This window comes from Micromonospora sp. AMSO31t (assembly GCF_008868175.1).
Classification (GTDB): Bacteria; Actinomycetota; Actinomycetes; order Mycobacteriales; family Micromonosporaceae; genus Micromonospora.
In genome coordinates this window covers 1-15,461 of the sequence record NZ_WBKT01000048.1, presented here as the reverse complement: position 1 = coordinate 15,461, position 15,461 = coordinate 1, and the positions used below count along the sequence as shown (strand labels likewise).

12 protein-coding genes are annotated in these 15,461 nt (G+C 76.2%); 7 read left to right on the top strand and 5 right to left on the bottom strand.

Translation table 11 applies throughout. The annotated features are described in order from the left end of the window. Positions 1 to 18: 18 nt before the first annotated feature. Positions 19 to 1,029 carry a LacI family DNA-binding transcriptional regulator gene (locus tag F8274_RS13615; protein ID WP_225853774.1) on the bottom strand — a complete coding sequence of 337 codons (1,011 nt, stop codon included), beginning with the start codon at positions 1,027 to 1,029 and terminating at the stop codon, positions 19 to 21. A 129-nt stretch (positions 1,030 to 1,158) separates the two neighbouring features. On the opposite strand from F8274_RS13615, the gene F8274_RS13610 reads away from it, so the two are divergent. Together F8274_RS13610 and F8274_RS13605 are read left to right on the top strand one after the other, a co-directional pair. Then, positions 1,159 to 1,743, top strand: coding sequence for an ABATE domain-containing protein (locus tag F8274_RS13610; RefSeq protein WP_151462669.1), 585 nt, complete (start codon positions 1,159 to 1,161; stop codon positions 1,741 to 1,743). A 56-nt stretch (positions 1,744 to 1,799) separates the two neighbouring features. Continuing rightward, a complete protein-coding gene (locus F8274_RS13605; protein ID WP_151462668.1) occupies positions 1,800 to 2,351 on the top strand; it encodes a DUF5872 domain-containing protein in 552 nt (183 codons plus the stop codon). Positions 2,352 to 2,394: 43 nt separating this feature from the next. On the opposite strand, the gene F8274_RS13600 is transcribed toward F8274_RS13605, so the two are convergent. Together F8274_RS13600 and F8274_RS13595 are read right to left on the bottom strand one after the other, a co-directional pair. Next, positions 2,395 to 3,282: a hypothetical protein gene (locus tag F8274_RS13600; RefSeq protein WP_151462667.1), complete on the bottom strand. Its 888-nt coding sequence runs from the start codon at positions 3,280 to 3,282 to the stop codon at positions 2,395 to 2,397. Between the two features lie 172 nt (positions 3,283 to 3,454). Further along, positions 3,455 to 4,795 carry a glycoside hydrolase family 18 protein gene (locus F8274_RS13595; RefSeq protein ID WP_151462666.1) on the bottom strand — a complete coding sequence of 447 codons (1,341 nt, stop codon included), beginning with the start codon at positions 4,793 to 4,795 and terminating at the stop codon, positions 3,455 to 3,457. Between the two features lie 269 nt (positions 4,796 to 5,064). On the opposite strand from F8274_RS13595, the gene abc-f reads away from it, so the two are divergent. The 3 genes from abc-f to F8274_RS13580 all read left to right on the top strand — a co-directional run bounded on the left by abc-f (position 5,065) and on the right by F8274_RS13580 (position 9,542). After that, positions 5,065 to 6,702, top strand: a complete 1,638-nt coding sequence (gene abc-f, locus F8274_RS13590) for a ribosomal protection-like ABC-F family protein (protein ID WP_151462665.1) — start codon at positions 5,065 to 5,067, stop codon at positions 6,700 to 6,702. A 43-nt stretch (positions 6,703 to 6,745) separates the two neighbouring features. Then, positions 6,746 to 7,894: an acyl-CoA dehydrogenase family protein gene (locus F8274_RS13585; protein ID WP_151462664.1), complete on the top strand. Its 1,149-nt coding sequence runs from the start codon at positions 6,746 to 6,748 to the stop codon at positions 7,892 to 7,894. A 106-nt stretch (positions 7,895 to 8,000) separates the two neighbouring features. Next, positions 8,001 to 9,542 carry a long-chain fatty acid--CoA ligase gene (locus F8274_RS13580; RefSeq protein ID WP_151462663.1) on the top strand — a complete coding sequence of 514 codons (1,542 nt, stop codon included), beginning with the start codon at positions 8,001 to 8,003 and terminating at the stop codon, positions 9,540 to 9,542. On the opposite strand, the gene F8274_RS13575 is transcribed toward F8274_RS13580, so the two are convergent. After that, a complete protein-coding gene (locus F8274_RS13575; protein WP_151462662.1) occupies positions 9,543 to 13,310 on the bottom strand; it encodes a CHAT domain-containing protein in 3,768 nt (1,255 codons plus the stop codon). Between the two features lie 160 nt (positions 13,311 to 13,470). On the opposite strand from F8274_RS13575, the gene F8274_RS13570 reads away from it, so the two are divergent. Then, on the top strand, positions 13,471 to 13,851 hold the full coding sequence (locus F8274_RS13570; protein WP_151462661.1) for a hypothetical protein: 381 nt from the start codon (positions 13,471 to 13,473) through the stop codon (positions 13,849 to 13,851). Then, positions 13,848 to 14,795, top strand: coding sequence for a hypothetical protein (locus F8274_RS13565; RefSeq protein WP_151462660.1), 948 nt, complete (start codon positions 13,848 to 13,850; stop codon positions 14,793 to 14,795). Before F8274_RS13570 ends, F8274_RS13565 begins: the two co-directional genes overlap by 4 nt. A gap of 4 nt (positions 14,796 to 14,799) precedes the next feature. Here the strand turns inward: F8274_RS13565 and F8274_RS13560 are convergent. Next, positions 14,800 to 15,461: tetratricopeptide repeat protein (locus F8274_RS13560; protein WP_151462659.1), on the bottom strand; the 662-nt coding region annotated here is incomplete at its 5' end.

The window sequence follows — 15,461 nt, the reverse complement described above, 5'->3', positions numbered from 1 at the left end:
GTGGACGGCGGTGGGTGGTCAACGGGCCGGGCGGGTGCTCTCCCGGGGCAGGATCGTGTGCGGCGCGGTGATCCGGGCGGGCGGGGCGTCCGGGCGGTCCAGGCGGGCGGCGACCAGAGCGACCGCCTCCCGGGCGAGGAACGCGGGGTCGGCCGAGACGGAGGTCAGCGTCGGTCGGGAGTAGCGGCCCTCCTCGCTGTCGCCGAATCCGACCACGGCCACGTCCGTGGGCACCCGCAGCCCGGCGTCGGCGGCGGCCCGCAGGGCGCCGATGGCGAGCCGGTCGGAATAGCAGAAGAGGGCGTCCGGGCGGTGCTCGTGCGCGAACAGCCACCGGGCGGCCCGGTAGCCGTCCTCGTGCCGGTGCTGGGCGGTGGCCCGCAGGTAGCCGGCGGGTGGGTCGAGTCCGGCCCGGCGGACCGCCCGCTGGTAGCCGAGGGTGCGGGGCTGCGCCGACCCGGTGGCCTCATCCGGCCGGGCGCCGATGGCGGCGATGCGCCGACGCCCGGTGCCCAGCAGGTGCTCGGTGGCGTCGGCCGCGGCGCGGGCGCCGTCGAGGGCCACCTGGTCGCAGCGCGGATCGCGGCTGTCGCCGAGCAGGACGAGGGGAGTGCCGGTGCCGAGGTGGGCGTCGATCAGCTCCGGCGGCACGGCGTCCGCGCCGAGCAGGACGGCGTCGACGCCCGGCGGTGCTCCGGGGTGCGCCGGGGGCGCGGCACGCCCGGTGTCGGGTCCGAGATGTTCGACGACGACGCGGAAGCCCCGGCCGGTCGCCGCCCGGACGACCTCACGGGCCAACCCGTGCAGGCCGGGCGCCTCGACGTCGGGGACGATCAGCGCGAGCAGCCCGGTGCGGCCGGTGCGCAGGGTGCGGGCCGCGAGGTTGGGCCGGTAGCCCAGCTCACCGACGGCCGCCCGCACGCGGCGGCGCAACTCGTCACTGACGTGCGGGTGGTCGTTGATGACGTTCGAGACCGTCTTCACCGACACGCGCGCCTGCCGCGCCACGTCCCTGAGCGTGGTGGCCACGATCCGTCCTCCCGCCGCGCCCCTCCGGACACCAGCCAACCCCTTTCGCTGGTGTACACACCGGACGATCCCAGAGAGGGGCTACACCCGTCAAGGCGTTACGCTGGTGTGAACGAAAGGAGCCCGACGGTGAGCGACGAGCGATCGGTGCCGGCCGCCGTGCGGCTGGTGCGCGATTTCGTCAACACCTTCGAGCCGCAGGTCGACGAGGAGTCGCTGACCACGCCGGACGCGCTGCGGGACTGGCTCGCCGAGCGGGGGGTGGTCCCCGCCGGCGCGCGGCTGGGCCGGGCGGACCTCGCCGTGGCCCGCACCGTCCGCGAGGGCCTGCGGGCGGTGCTCCTCGGCCACGCCGGCCACCCCGCCGACCCCGACGCGCTGCGGCGCCTCGACGAGGCCCTGGCCGCGGCGCCCGTGCGGCTGACGCTCGCGGGCGGCGCCCCGCGCCTCGTCCCCGCCCGCACCGGCCCGCTCGACGTGGCGTTGGCCGCCCTGGTCGACGCGATCCGGCAGTGCGCGCAGGACCAGGTGTGGACCCGGCTCAAGGTGTGCGACCGGGACACCTGCCGGTGGGCCTACTACGACGCCTCCCGCAACCAGGCGCGCCGCTGGTGCTCCATGGCCGGATGCGGCAACTACGTCAAGATGCGCCGGGCCTACGCCGTGCGCCGCGACCGCCGGTCCCGCCCGACCGACACCGGCCGGGACCGCTGACCCGGCCGGTGTCCGGCCAGACGCATGTGACCCGCCGTCGGTGGGAACGCCCTCGCATGGCCAGATACACGAAGCCCGAACTCCGGGAGCAGCTCAAGGAGGAGATCCAGGCGTCCGACAAGGGCGGCCGGCCGGGTCAGTGGTCGGCGCGCAAGTCGCAACTGCTCACCAACGAGTACAAGAAGCGTGGTGGGGGCTTCGAGGGACCCCGGGACCAGCGGCAGCGCAACCTGCAGCGGTGGGGCGCCGAGGAGTGGCAGACCCGGTCGGGTTCCACCCGCGCGCGCCGCAACGGTGAGACCGCGCGTTACCTGCCCAAACGGGCGTGGGAACAGCTTTCCGACGAGCAGCGGCGCGACACCGACACGAAGAAGCGGCAGGCGTCCCGGTCCGGGCGGCAGTTCGTCGCCAACACCGGACCGGCGAAGCGCGCCCGTAAGGAGGCCAACGCCGCCGGACCCCTGTCGGACCTGCCGGTCACGGAGGCGGTCAAGTTGATCCGTGGCCTCGACACCCGCCAGCTCCGGGCGGCGCTGCGGCGCGAGCGCGGCGGCAAGGACCGCAAGACGCTCGTCCAGCGCCTGGAGTCGGAGCTGGCCCGGCGCTGACGGTGCCGCCCCGGGCGCCCCCCTCCGCGGCCGGGACGACCGGTCAGCCGTCGCGCCGCAACCGGCCCGTCTCCCCGCCCCCGGCGTCCACGAGCACCAGCACGTCGCCGTCCAGCCCCGCCCGGGACGCCCCGGACAGCCAGAGCGCCACCGGGACGTTCGCGCAGCCGATCAGGGTGCTGGGTCCGGCGGTGGCGAGCAGGGCGCCCTCCGCGCCGGCGACCCACCGCCCACCCTGGCCGTTGCAGCCGTCGGAGCCGCGCCATCCGCCGTCGTCCCGCAACTCCACGTACGCCGGGTCCGGCCCGCCCCGCTGCGGACCGGCGGGTACCCAGCGGCCGAGCAGGGCGGCCCGGCCGGGCGGCGTCAGGCCCGCCGGCAGGGCGGCGGCCGGCGCGAGGGCCCGCCGGACCTCGGGGGTGACCACGGGCGGCTCGGCCAGCGCCGGCAGCAGGTGCGGCCCGGGGTCGGGCTTCGCGCCGGGCGCCAGCCGGGCGACCTGCCGGCCCTGGTCGTCGAGGAGGATCGGGGTCTTCCCGTCCAGGCGGAACGCGGTGGCCCGGGGCAGCCAGGCGGGCCCGCCCCGCGGATCGGAGGGGCAGCCCGGACGGCCGGACGGCGAGAGGCCCGAAAGCTCGGCCACGAACAGGCCGTCGGCACCCGCCCGCCAGGTCCCCGTCGACACCCCGCAGCGGTCGAACCACAGCAGGTCGCCCTGGTCGGAGGGAGCGAGTCGCAGCACACCGGCCCCGCCGTCGGCGGCGGTCACCGCCCAGTTGCCGATCAGCCCGACCGGGTCGGGGGACGATCCGCCGCCGAGCGGGCCCGCGCTCGCGGCCGGCGGGCCGGTGGTGGCCTCCGAGCCGGCGGCGCAGCCCGCCAGTAGCGTGCCCACCGCGACGGCCACCACGAGGTGTCTGCTGCGCCCCATCGTCCCGCCCCTCCGCCGGTCCGGTCGTCTCCGGACGTCCGGTGCTTGGACGAGGCGCCGGGACCGCCGGTTCCGCCGCCGGGCGGGGAGCCGCGGCGGCACGATCCGCGGTGCCCACCGCATCCGCCGCCGGCCGGGAGGGGCGGCCTGGCGGCGGAGGCGGCGAGCTGCGCTACGGCGTCGTGAGGCCCAGGCTGATCGTCCTGGTCAGCGTCGCGTTGTCGTCGTCGCCGTCGAGCGACCAGGCCATCGCCCCGCCCAGCCCGGCCCGGCGGATGTAGAGCGTCTTCTGGAGCACCACCAGCGGATCGTCGTACGTCCACAGGGTCGTGCCGTCGAACAGCCAGGCGTGCCCCGCGCGCAGGTCGCGGTGGACGGCGTAGCCCTTGCCGGGCAGGGTCTTGAGCTGCTTGTAGTCCTCCGAGCCGGCCTCGAAGGTGGCCGGCGCCGGCCCGGCCGCGGGCTGGAACAGACCGTCCCCGCCGCCGGTCACGCCGGTCCAGCCCCGGCCGTAGTAGGGGATGCCCAGGACCAGCTTCCCGCGCGGGGCGCCGCGGGCGATCCAGCCGTCGATCGCCACCTCGGCGGAGAAGTCCGGGTCGTCCGGCGCGCCGGCCGGCACGCGCAGCGCCGACTGCTGGTTGGTCACCGAGTCCCAGGAACCGTGGAAGTCGTACCCCTGCACGGTGGCGAAGTCGAGGTACCGGAAGATCTTCCGGCCCTCGTACCCGGCGTCCATGGTGGCGGGGTTGGCCGGCAGGAACGCGGTCAGCGCGTAGTGCCGGTGGGCCTGCCGCCCGTACGCGTCGAGCTGCCGGCGGAACTCGGCGAGCAGCCTGGTGAAGTTCTCCCGGTCCTCGGGGCGGACCACGTTGCCCGGTTCGCCGGGCCAGTTCGGCCACTCCCAGTCCAGGTCGATGCCGTCGAAGACGCCGGCGGCCGCGCCCGGGCCGCCGCTGCCGCCGTCCAGGACCGGCAGGTTCCCCTTGAGGTAGAGGTCGATGCAGGAGGCGACGAACGCCCGGCGGGAGGCGTCGGTGCGGGCGGCGTCGGAGAGGTACGTCGACCAGCTCCAGCCGCCCAGCGAGATGAGCACCTTCAGGTCGGGGTGCCGGGCCTTGAGCTTGGCGAGCTGGCCGAAGTTGCCGTTGAGCGGCTCGCCCCAGGCGTCGGCGACGCCGTCGACGCTCTCCTCCGCCGGGACGGTGCGCTGGTAGTCGGCCCAGGCGTCCCCCTCGCCCGGCCCGCCGTCCACATAGCACCGTCCGTCGGCGCTGATGTTGCCGAACGCGTAGTTGACGTGGGTGAGGCGGCTCGCCGCCCCGGAGGTGTCGAGCTTCCTGACCGGGAAGGCCCGGCCGTAGATGCCCCACTGGGTGAAGTAGCCGACCCGGTGGTATCCGGTCCGGCGGGCTGAGCCGTCGGCGCTCGCGGCGGCCGGTGGTGCGGCGGTGAGCAGCAGGGTCGACAGGGCGACGAGGGCGGTGAGGCGGCGGTGGCGGAACGGTCGCATCGGCACTCCCACGGCGGACGGAGCGGGATTAGTTAAGAGACCTTTCTGATCGATGAAGCTAAGCCGGTCGCCAATCGAGGTCAAGAGCGCCGCGCGGAGTTGCTAGGGTGGTGGTGCGCGCGTCGAGAGACCGCGCGCCGACTCGAAGGAGACCGACATGACGGGCGACGACGACATCTCCGGGTGATCCCGGCCCACCTCGTCGCATCCCCGTCTCGTCATCCGGGCGGCCGTGCCCTGCCCGGCTCAACTCCCGAGGGTCTCTTCAGATGTCCGACACCTGTGTCGTGTGCACCAACCTCTCCTTCTCCTGGCCGGACGACACCCCGGTCTTCCAGGACCTGTCCTTCACCGTGCCGCCCGGCCGCACCGGCCTGGTCGCGCCGAACGGCGCCGGCAAGACCACCCTGCTGCGGCTGATCGCCGGCGACCTCACCCCCACCGGCGGCGCCGTGACGGTGGACGGCGTGCTCGGCTACCTGCCGCAGAACCTGCCCCTCGCGGGCGACCTGACCGTGGCCCAGGTGCTGGGCGTCGACGCGGTGCTCCGGGCGCTGCACGCCATCGAGTCCGGTGACGCCGCCGAGGAACACTTCACCACCGTCGGCGACGACTGGGACGTGGAGGAGCGCAGCCGAGCCGAACTCGACCGGCTCGGTCTGGGTGACGTCCCGCTCGACCGGCGGCTGGACACCCTCAGCGGCGGGCAGGTCGTCTCCCTCGGCCTGGCCGCGCAACTGCTCCGCCGCCCCGACGTGCTGCTGCTCGACGAGCCGACGAACAACCTCGACCTCGACGCGCGGCATCGCCTCTACGCGGTGCTCGAGGAGTGGTCGGGCTGCCTGCTGCTGGTCAGCCACGACCGGGCCCTGCTCGACCGGATGGACCGCATCGCCGAACTGGACCGCGGGGAGGTACGCCTGTTCGGTGGGAACTTCACCGCGTACGAGGAGGCCAGCCGGGCCGCCCGGGAAGCGGCCGAGCGCACCGTGCGCGGCGCCGAGCAGGAGGTGAAGCGGGAGAAGCGGGAGATGCAGCAGGCCCGGGAGCGGGCCGAACGGCGGGCCGGCAACGCCGCCCGCAACCTCGACAGCGCCGGCCTGGCCCGGATCGTCGCCGGCGGGCTGAAGCGCAGCGCCCAGGAGTCGGCCGGCCGGTCCCGGCAGTTGCACGCCAACCGGGTGAGCGAGGCCCAGTCCCGGCTCGACGAGGCCAGCAGGGCGCTGCGCGAGGACCAGACGCTGACCCTGGACCTGCCGGACACCACCGTCCCGGCCGGCCGGACGGTCGTGGCGGGGGAGCGGATGCAGGTCCACCACGACGGGCGGGCCGTCTTCGCCGGGGACGGGGTGGACCTCACCATCCGGGGGCCCGAGCGGATCGCCCTGACCGGGTCCAACGGCGCCGGCAAGTCCACCCTGCTGCGGTTGCTCCAAGGCGATCTCGACCCGGAGGGCGGTCAGGTGCGCCGGGGCGAGGGCCGGGTCGCGTACCTGTCGCAGCGGCTGGACCTGCTCGACCCGGACCGCACGGTGGCGGAGAACTTCGCCGCGTACGCCCCGGACCGGCCGCCGGCCGAGCGGATGAACCTGCTGGCCCGGTTCCTCTTCCGCGGGGCGCGGGCCCACCTGCCGGTCGGCGTGCTCTCCGGCGGCGAACGCCTGCGGGCGACCCTCGCCTGTGTCCTGTACGCGCAGCCGGCCCCCCACCTGCTGCTGCTGGACGAGCCGACGAACAACCTCGACCTGGTCAGCGCGGGTCAGTTGGAGAACGCCCTGGGCGCGTACCGGGGAGCGTTCGTGGTGGTCAGCCACGACGAGCGGTTCCTCGCCGAGATCGGCGTGCGGCGCTGGCTCCGCCTCGACGCCGGCCGGCTCCGGGAGGTGCCCGCGCCCGAACCGGCCTGAGCGGGTCTGGACGGACTTAAACTTGCGCCGCTAGTTTAAGCCGATGGACCTTCAGCTCTCCGCCGAGCAGGTGGCGGCTCGCCGGCTCGCCGCCGAGTTCGTCGACCGTGAGGTGGCGCCGCACGCGGCGGCCTGGGACCGGCGGGAGGAGGTGGACCCCGACATCGTCGGGAAGCTGGGGCGGCTCGGCTTCCTCGGGCTCACCGTGCCCGAGGATGCCGGCGGGTCCGGCGGCGACCACGTCACCTACTGCCTCGTGCTGGAGGAGCTGGGCCGGGGCGACTCCGCCGTCCGGGGCATCGTCTCGGTGTCGCTCGGGCTGGTCGCCAAGTCCGTCGCCGCCCACGGGTCGCCCGCCCAGCAGCAGGAGTGGCTGCCCCGGCTCTGCTCCGGCGACGCGCTGGGCTGCTTCGCGCTCACCGAACCGGACAGCGGCTCGGACGCGGCCGCGCTGCGCACCCGCGCGGTCCGCGACGGCGCCGACTGGCTGCTCACCGGCACGAAGACGTTCATCACCAACGGCACCACCGCCGACGTGGCGCTGGTCTTCGCCCGCACCGGCGGCCCGGGGCACCGGGGCATCACCGCGTTCCTGGTGCCCACCGTTGCCGCCGGGCTCACCCGCCGGCCGATCCACGGCAAGCTCGGCCTGCGCGGGCAGGCCACCGGTGAACTCCGGTTCGACGCCGTCCGCGTGCCCGACTCGGCGCGCCTCGGCCCGGAGGGCGGCGGCTTCCGGCTCGCCCTGGCCACCCTGGCCAAGGGCCGCATGTCGGTGGCCGCCGGCTGCGTCGGCATCGCGCAGGGCTGCCTGGACGCCGCGGTCGGCTACGCCGGGCAGCGCCACCAGTTCGGCAAGCCCATCGCCGGGCACCAGCTCGTGCAGCAGCTCATCGCCGGCATCGCCGTCGACACCGCCGCCGCCCGGCTGCTCGTGTGGCGGGTGGCCGACCTCGTCGACCGCGGCGAGCCGTTCGCCACCGAGGCCTCGATGGCCAAGCTGTTCGCCAGCGAGGCCGCCGTGCGGGCCGCCAACAACGCCGTCCAGGTCTTCGGCGGGTACGGCTATATCGACGAGTTCCCGGCCGGCAAGTACCTGCGGGACGCCCGCGTCATGACCCTCTACGAGGGCACCAGCCAGATCCAGCAACTGCTCATCGGGCGCGCGCTCACCGGCGTCAACGCCTTCTGACCACAGGACGAACCCACCGACCCGGGAGGGCATCCGGCATGACGAGCAACGCCCGCATCGAGAAGCCGGCCGCGGCGACGGGCCGCCCGCTCCGGAGGGCGGCCCGGTGACCGCGCTGTCGCTGGCCATGGTGCTGGCCGAGGCCGCCCGGCGGCACCCGGACACCGTGGCCGTGGTCGACGGCGACACCCGGGTCAGCTACGCCGAGCTGTGGCGGCAGGCCCGCGGGTACGCCGCCGGCCTGCGGGAGCTGGGCGTCGCACCGGGCGACCCGGTGGCCCTGCTGGCCCCGAACGTGGTCGACTTCCCCCGGGTCTACTACGGCGCCCTGGCCGCCGGCGCGGTGCTGGTGCCGGTGCACCTGCTGCTGACCGTGGACGAGGCGGTGCACGTGCTGCGCGACAGCGGCGCGAAGCTGCTGGTCTGTCACGGCTCGCAGCTCGCCCTGGGCGCCGCGGCCGCCGCGGCGGCGGGCGTCCCGCTGGTGACCGTCGGGCCGGGCGGCACCGGCGTGTCCCGGCTGGAGGAGGTGAGCGGGCCGCTGCCGGCGCTGCCGTCGTACGTGACCCGGCAGGCGGAGGACACCGCCGTGGTGCTCTACACCAGCGGCACCACCGGCGTGCCCAAGGGCGCGCTGCTCACCCACCTCAACCTGGTCATGAACGCCACCGTCAACGTCTTCGACGCCAACGACGCGCGCCAGAGCGACGTGGTGCTCGGCTGCCTCCCCCTGTTCCACAGCTTCGGCCAGACCGTGGCCATGAACGGCACCTTCCGCGTCGGCGCGACCCTGGTGCTGTTGAGCCGGTTCAGCGGGCCGGCCGCCATCGACCTCATGCTGGCCGAGGGGGTGAACGTCTTCCACGGCGTGCCGACCATGTACGTGGCGCTGCTCGACGCCGCCCGGGACCGGGCCACCCTGCCCCGCCTGCGGCTGTGCGTCTCGGGCGGGGCGTCGCTGCCGGTGGCCGTGCTGGAACGGTTCCACGCCGCCTTCCACACGACGATCTTCGAGGGCTACGGGCTCTCCGAGACCTCGCCGACGGCGACGACCAACCAGCCGCACTTCGGCACCCGCCCCGGCACCATCGGGCACCCGGTCTGGGGCGTCGAGGTGGAGATCGCCCGCGCCGACCTGGACGACCGGATCGAGCTGCTGCCGGCCGGCGAACTCGGCGAGATCGTCATCCGCGGGCACAACGTCTTCGCCGGCTACCTCGGGCGGCCCGAGGCGACCGCGGAGGCGCTGGTCGACGGCTGGTTCCGCAGTGGCGACCTGGGGCGCAAGGACACCGACGGGTTCATCACCATCGTGGACCGCAAGAAGGACCTGATCATCCGGGGCGGCTTCAACGTCTACCCGCGCGAGGTCGAGGAGGTCCTGACCCGGCACCCCGCCGTCGGCCAGGTGGCCGTGATCGGCGTGCCCCACCCGCGGCACGGCGAGGAGGTCTGCGCCGTGGTGGTGGCCGACCCGGCCGGCCCCGGCCTGCCGGCCGAGCAGGAGCTGATCGACTGGTCCCGCGAGCACCTGGGCCGCCACAAGTACCCCCGCCAGGTCCGCTACGTCGACGCGCTGCCGGTCGGGCCGAGCCACAAGGTGCTCAAGCGGGAGCTGCGCCGCACGGTGGCACCGCCCGCCGACTGATCACAGCGGCCGGTTCAGTCCGACGTGGAGGTGGCCGGCCCACCGGGTCGGCGTCGCCGGGAACTCGTCGCGGACGGCCCGTACCGTCTCGGCGAGCACCCGGGCCGCCGCCGCGGTGTCCGGCGGGCGGGTGCCGCCGTCGGTCAGCCCGGCGTAGAACGCCGCGGCGACCCGCGCGCTGTCCGGGGTCCGCCAGGTCGTGCCGATCACCCCCCGGAAGCCGGCGAGCTGGAAGGCCGCCGCCAGGTGCAGCGGCTCGTCGGTCAACCGGGGGTGCGTCGCGGCGGAGCCGCACGCGGACAGGAAGGCCAGCTCGGCCCGCTCCAGATGGTAGGCGCCCACCATGTGCGGGCTGAGCGAGCGCCCGCCGCCGAGGCGCAGCCCGCCGGTCAGCATCGAGGCGACGCGCGTGTCGGCCTCGGCGTGGCAGGCGAAGTGCGCGACGGGGTGCTCCCGGAGCGCGTCCTCGACCGCGTCGGGCGCCACCTCGGTCCCGGCCAGCACCGTGGAGCCGGGCATCAGCCGGGCGACCTCCTCGACCTCGGCGCGTACCTGGGACAGCGCCGGCAGGTCCCGCACGGTCGGCACGCCGACGACGGCGGCCGTGGCGGCCGTCGGCCGTGCCGGCCGGTCCGCCCCCGCGTGGGCCAGGGCCGTGAGGGTCGGCGTCCACGACGACACCGCACGGTCGAGGACGGTACGCCGGCCGCCCGGCTCCCGGTGGTGGCCGGCCGCGTGCAGCGGGAGCCGGGCCAGCGGGCCGACCGGGCACCACCAGATCCGCGGCGGCGGGTCGCCCGCCGGGGCCAGCAGGTCGAGCACCGGACCGGCGACCGCGTCCCACAGCCAGCCCAGGATGCCGTGCAGCTCCTCCTGGGCGGCGGCGCGCCGGTCGAACGGCACGGCCGGGTCGGTCGCGTCGGCCACCGCCGCGTACCAGCGCGCGACGTGCCGCTGGACCGTGGCCGCGCGCAGGTCGGGCAGGCGCACCGGGCGCACGGGCCGCTCCGGGTCCGCCGGGACGAGCAGGGCGTCGCCCCGGTCGCCGTGCGTGGTGACGACGGCGACCGGCATCCCGGCCAGCCGCCGGCGCAGCAGCGGCATCGACGGCGGCCGCAGGAAGTCGGCGAACCCCGGCAGCCGCCGGATCCGCTCGACCACCCGGTCCCGTTCGGCGGCGAGCTGCCGGGTCTGGGCGAGCCAGACCGGTCGGGGGTCCCAGTCCCTGGTGGAACTGGCCAGCACCTCGCCGGACGCCGTCCGGCGTTCCACCTCGATGGTGAACTTCCGGACCTGGGTGTACGCGTCCGCCTCGGCCAGCTTCCGGTCGATGCGGTCGAGTTCCGCGGCGAGCGCCGCGTCGACCGCGCGTAGCTCCACGCGGCCACCCCGGATCCCGAGTGCCTCGTGGAACAGCAGACCGCGGCCGCGTTCCAGGAGTTCGACAGCGCCGTCGGCGTCGCCGGCCGCGATCGCCGCGGCGGCGGCCTCGGTCGCCACCCCGCCCAGCGCCCCGACCGTGCCGAGCCGGCGGTGCCCGGCCGACGACCGGTCGACCGAGGCGGGCAGCTGCCGCACCGCCCGCTCCAGGGCGGCCAGCCGGGCCGCCGGGTCCCCGGCCTCCCGGGCCAGCTCGGCCTGCTGGCGCTCCGCGTCGATCGCGGTCTCCGCGTCCACCATGGACGACGCGGCGATGGCGGCGTACGTCGCGATGGCCTCGGCCCTCGCCCGGTCGGCGTCCGGGCCGCCCGCCCGGGCCAGCGCGGCGGCGGCCCGGGCGAGGAGCCCGGCCCGCAGCGACCACCAGTGGTGCCCGGCCGGCGTCTGCGCCACCGCCCGCCGGGCCAGCCGCACGGCGTCGGCCAGCACGTCGCGGTCACCGCTCACCAGATACCGCTGGTAGCGGGCGTCCGCGATCGAGCTGCCGATGCGCGGCTGGTCGGGGTGCTCCGGGGGCAGCAGGGCGAGCGCGTCGAGGTACGTGCCTTCGGCCGCCAGCAGGCCGGCCTCGTCGGCCCGGCGCGCCGAGAGGAGAGCCAGGCTGCTCGCCTGGTTGTACAGGAAGCCGACCCGGCGGGAGTCGTCACCGGGCAGCGCCTCGGCGGCGCGCCGACTGGTCTCCACGGCCTCGGCGAGCAGCGCGTCGTCGGGTGCCAGCGCCGCCCGGCGGGACAGCATGTCGGCGAGCCGCAGGAGCCGCAACGGGTACGACTCGTCGTGCGCGGGCGTCTGCTCCAGCGCCTCCCGCTGGTGGCGCAGCGCCTCGTCCAGCAGCTCCGGATCCTTGGTGAGCCAGCCGGCGTCGGACAGGGTGCCGGCGAGGACCACGAGCTGGTGCGGACGGGTGTCCGGCTGCCCGTCGGCGAGGTCCAGCGCCGCGCGCGCGGCCGAGACGCCGACCTCGACCAGATGCTCGACCGGCCCGTGCACCCCCGCCCGGGAGGCCGCGCCCGCCAGCAGGTTGAGCGCCTCCCGCCGCAGCGGGTGCCCCGGCCCGGCGGCGTCCAGGGCGAGCTGCGCCCAGGACGCCGCCCGCCCCGCGCCCTCCAGCTCGCCGCCGTGTTCCCAACGGGCCAGCTCCGCCTCGCCGAGCAGGAGCAGGGCCCGGACCCGCCCCGGATGGAAGCCGGGCACCGCGGCGGCCAGCACGACGGCCGCCTCGTACCGCTCGGCCAGCGCCGGCGGCGCGGCGTCCACCGCCACCCGTCCGGCCGTCTCCTCGGCCCGCCGCAGCAGCCGGTCGAGCACCGCCGGCTGGTCCGCCGCCGTGACGATCGTGCCGGCCGGATCCGGGCCGATCTCGCGGACCAGCAGGTTGACGACCGTGTTCAGCCGATCCAGGGCCGGCGCCGCCGCCGGATGGTCCGGCGGCGTGGTGAGGACGGCGTCGCGCCAGGTGGCGGTCGCCTCCAGCAGGAGCTCCACCGACGTATGCTCCGGAACGTCGTGCAGTCGGCACAGTGCCGCGCCGAGACACGTCACCACCCCCGGATCGGTGGGGTGGCGCCCCCAGGCGAGCTGCGCGGCCCGCCGGTAGTCGCCGACGGCCAGCTCCAGGGCCCGCGGGCCGGCGCCCCGGTCGAAGTAGAGCGCGAACAGGTGGCCGCGGAGGAGCAGCCGGTGCAGCCGGTGCGGGTCCCGCGCCGTGGTGGCGCCCAGGGCCTGCGTGAGGGCGTCCAGCGCCTCGTCGTAGGTCCGGCCGTCCCCGCCGTCCTCCGCCAGCGTCGCCAGCGCCTCGGCGAGGTCGGTCAGCAGCGCGGCACGGAGCAGGCCGGCCCCCTCGTCGCGCTCACGCGCCAGGTGCGGCAACCAGTCCCGGTAGAGCGTGACGAGCATCCGCAGGGCCTTGCCGGAACCCGCCTGGTGCCGCTGCCGCAGGCCCGCGATCCGGTCGGCCTGCTGCGGGCTGAGCAGGACGTCGGACAGGCGCGGCGCGTCGGGGCGGCCGCTGTCCGGCTGCTCGTCCCGGATCAGCTCCGGCACCTCGTCCGGGTCGTCGCGGCACCCCTGCCGGAACAGCGCGACGGCCGCCCGGCGCTCCCGCACACCGTCCAGCCCGGGCAGGTCGAGGTAGCGGTACCAGTGGAGCCGGGCCAGCTCCCGCGCCGCCGCCCGGCCGGCGCCCCGGTCACCGGCCGCGGCGGCGAGGAGGTGCGCGTCGGCCGACAGGTCCGGTCCCGTGAGGACGGCCGGGTCACCGGTGCGCTCGTACTCGGCAAGCACCGCCGCGACCCGTCCTACGGCGGCACTGGTGGTCCGTCTCGACATCGCCACTCGATCCCCGCGTCGGCCTGCGATCTCCGGTGCCCATCCTGCCCGCCCCGGCCGGAGGGCGGAAGCGGGTGCGCGACACACCTTTGGGGACGGTGCCGACGGGCCCGGGTCGATAGGGTGGCAGCGGAAGCCAACCGGTGCCCGGGGAGCCGCTGTGGAACTCGTCGCGGAGCGCGTCGGCCGGCTGTGCCGGCAGGCCGTCGGTGAGCAGTTGCGCCAGCACGCCGAGCGCTACGGCGCCGCCGACGTGCTCGACCGGATCGCCGAGGCCGTCGCCCAGGGCCGCCTGGACCACCACCTGGAGGAGGACCTCGACCGGCTCGACGACGCCTTCGCGCGGCACGGCATCGACGGCCTGACCACCGGCGTACGCGGGTTCGAGGCGTGGCTCGGCGGGGGCGGGCATCCCACGGTCGTCGCCTGGAGCTGCCCGAGCCCGCTGCCGTGTCCCCGCGCGGTCCCCGAGGGCGACGGTGACCGGCCGGTGTGCGGGCTGACCGGTGTGCCGTTCGGGCAGCGCCGGATCGTGTTGTGAACGCCCTCCTCGCCGAGCTGGGCAAGCAGCTGGTGACCCGGTGGACGGCGGCGCTGCTGCTGCCGGGGGCGCTGTTCGCCGCCGCGGTGGTCCTGGCGCGGGTCCTGGGCCAGCGGCACGCCGTGGACCAGCGCGCCCTGGCGGCCTGGTGGGACGGGCTGCCCGCCGGTCCGGCCGGTGGATCGGGAGCGGGCCTGCTGATCGGCGCGGTCGCGTTCCTGCTCGGGGCGGCGGCGGCCGGGCTCGTCGCGCAGTCCGTCGGCGCGTTCGTCTCCTGGACGTGGAGCCGGCCCGGCTCCGGCCCGGTGCTGGGCCGGCTCGCCGCCCGGCGCCGCCGCCGGTGGGAGCGGGCGGACGCCGCCGCGCTGGCCGCGGAACGCGCGCTGGTCACGGACCCCGGCGACGCCGGGCTGCGGGACCGCACGCGCCGGGCCATCGCCCGCCGGTCGGCGATCTGCCTCGTGGAGCCGGCGCGGCCCACGTGGATCGGCGACCGGCTGCACGCGACCGACGTCCGGGTGCACCGCGGCTACGGCATCGACCTGGCGAGCGGGTGGCCGCGCCTGTGGTTGCTGCTCCCGGACGAGGCGCGGGGCGAACTGGCGGCCGCGCAGGAGCGGTGCGGGGCCGCCGCCCGGCTGGTCGGCTGGGGCCTGCTGTACGCCGCCCTCGGGGCGTTCTGGTGGCCGGCCCTGGTGGTCGGTCTGGTGGCGCTGCCCACCGCGCGCTACCGCGCCCGCCTGGCCGTGGCGGTCTACGCCGAGCTGGCCGAGGCCGCCGTCGACCTGTATGGGCGGGACCTGGCGGTCCAGCTCGGGCTGCCGTGCCCGGACCGGCTCACCCGGGAGATCGGCGAGCAGGTCACCGCCATCGTCCGCAAGGACGACGTGGTGCCGCGCGCCCGCCGGGCCGGCCCGGCCGAGCGCTCCTCGCCCCTGCCCTGACCGGTCACGGTCGCCACGACGGGTTGTGCAGGATGGCGAGGTTCTGCCGGGCCGTGACCGCCAGGGTGTCGTCGTGGGCACCGGCCGGCAGCGCGTCGAGGACCTCCCAGTATAGCGCGATCGCCCGCCGCCGGTAGCCGGCCAGCGCCAGGGTGGCGGCCAGGTTGTTGCGGCGGCCGACCGTCTGCCGGCTCAGCTGCCCGTGCTTGCGCTCGCTGTGCCGGATGTTCCGCTCGTGCAGCTCGATGGCCTGCGGGTACTGCCCGGCCTGCTGGTAGCCGACCGCCAGGTTGTTGCGGATGACGAGGGCGAGGTCGCCGTCGGCGCCCTGCCCGTGCTCGGCCGCGGTCAGCACCTCCCGCAGCACGTCCAGGCCGTCGTCGACCTGCCCGGCGGCCAGGTAGGCCTGGCCGAGCGCGTTGCGGACGGCCAGGGCGTCGCTGTCGAGCGGCCCGAACGCCGCCGCCGCGCCGGCGGCCAGGGGCTCGAGCAGGGCGACGGCCTCGGTGAACCGGCCGCAGAGGCGATGGTCCTCGGCCACGCTGAGCCGGTAGGCGAGGGTGCCCCGGTCGGGGACGGACTCGCGGCCGACGCCGGCGGCCCGCCAGATGTCGAGCGACACCCGGACCACGTCGACCGGACCGCGCACCTGGCGCGGCGGCGGTG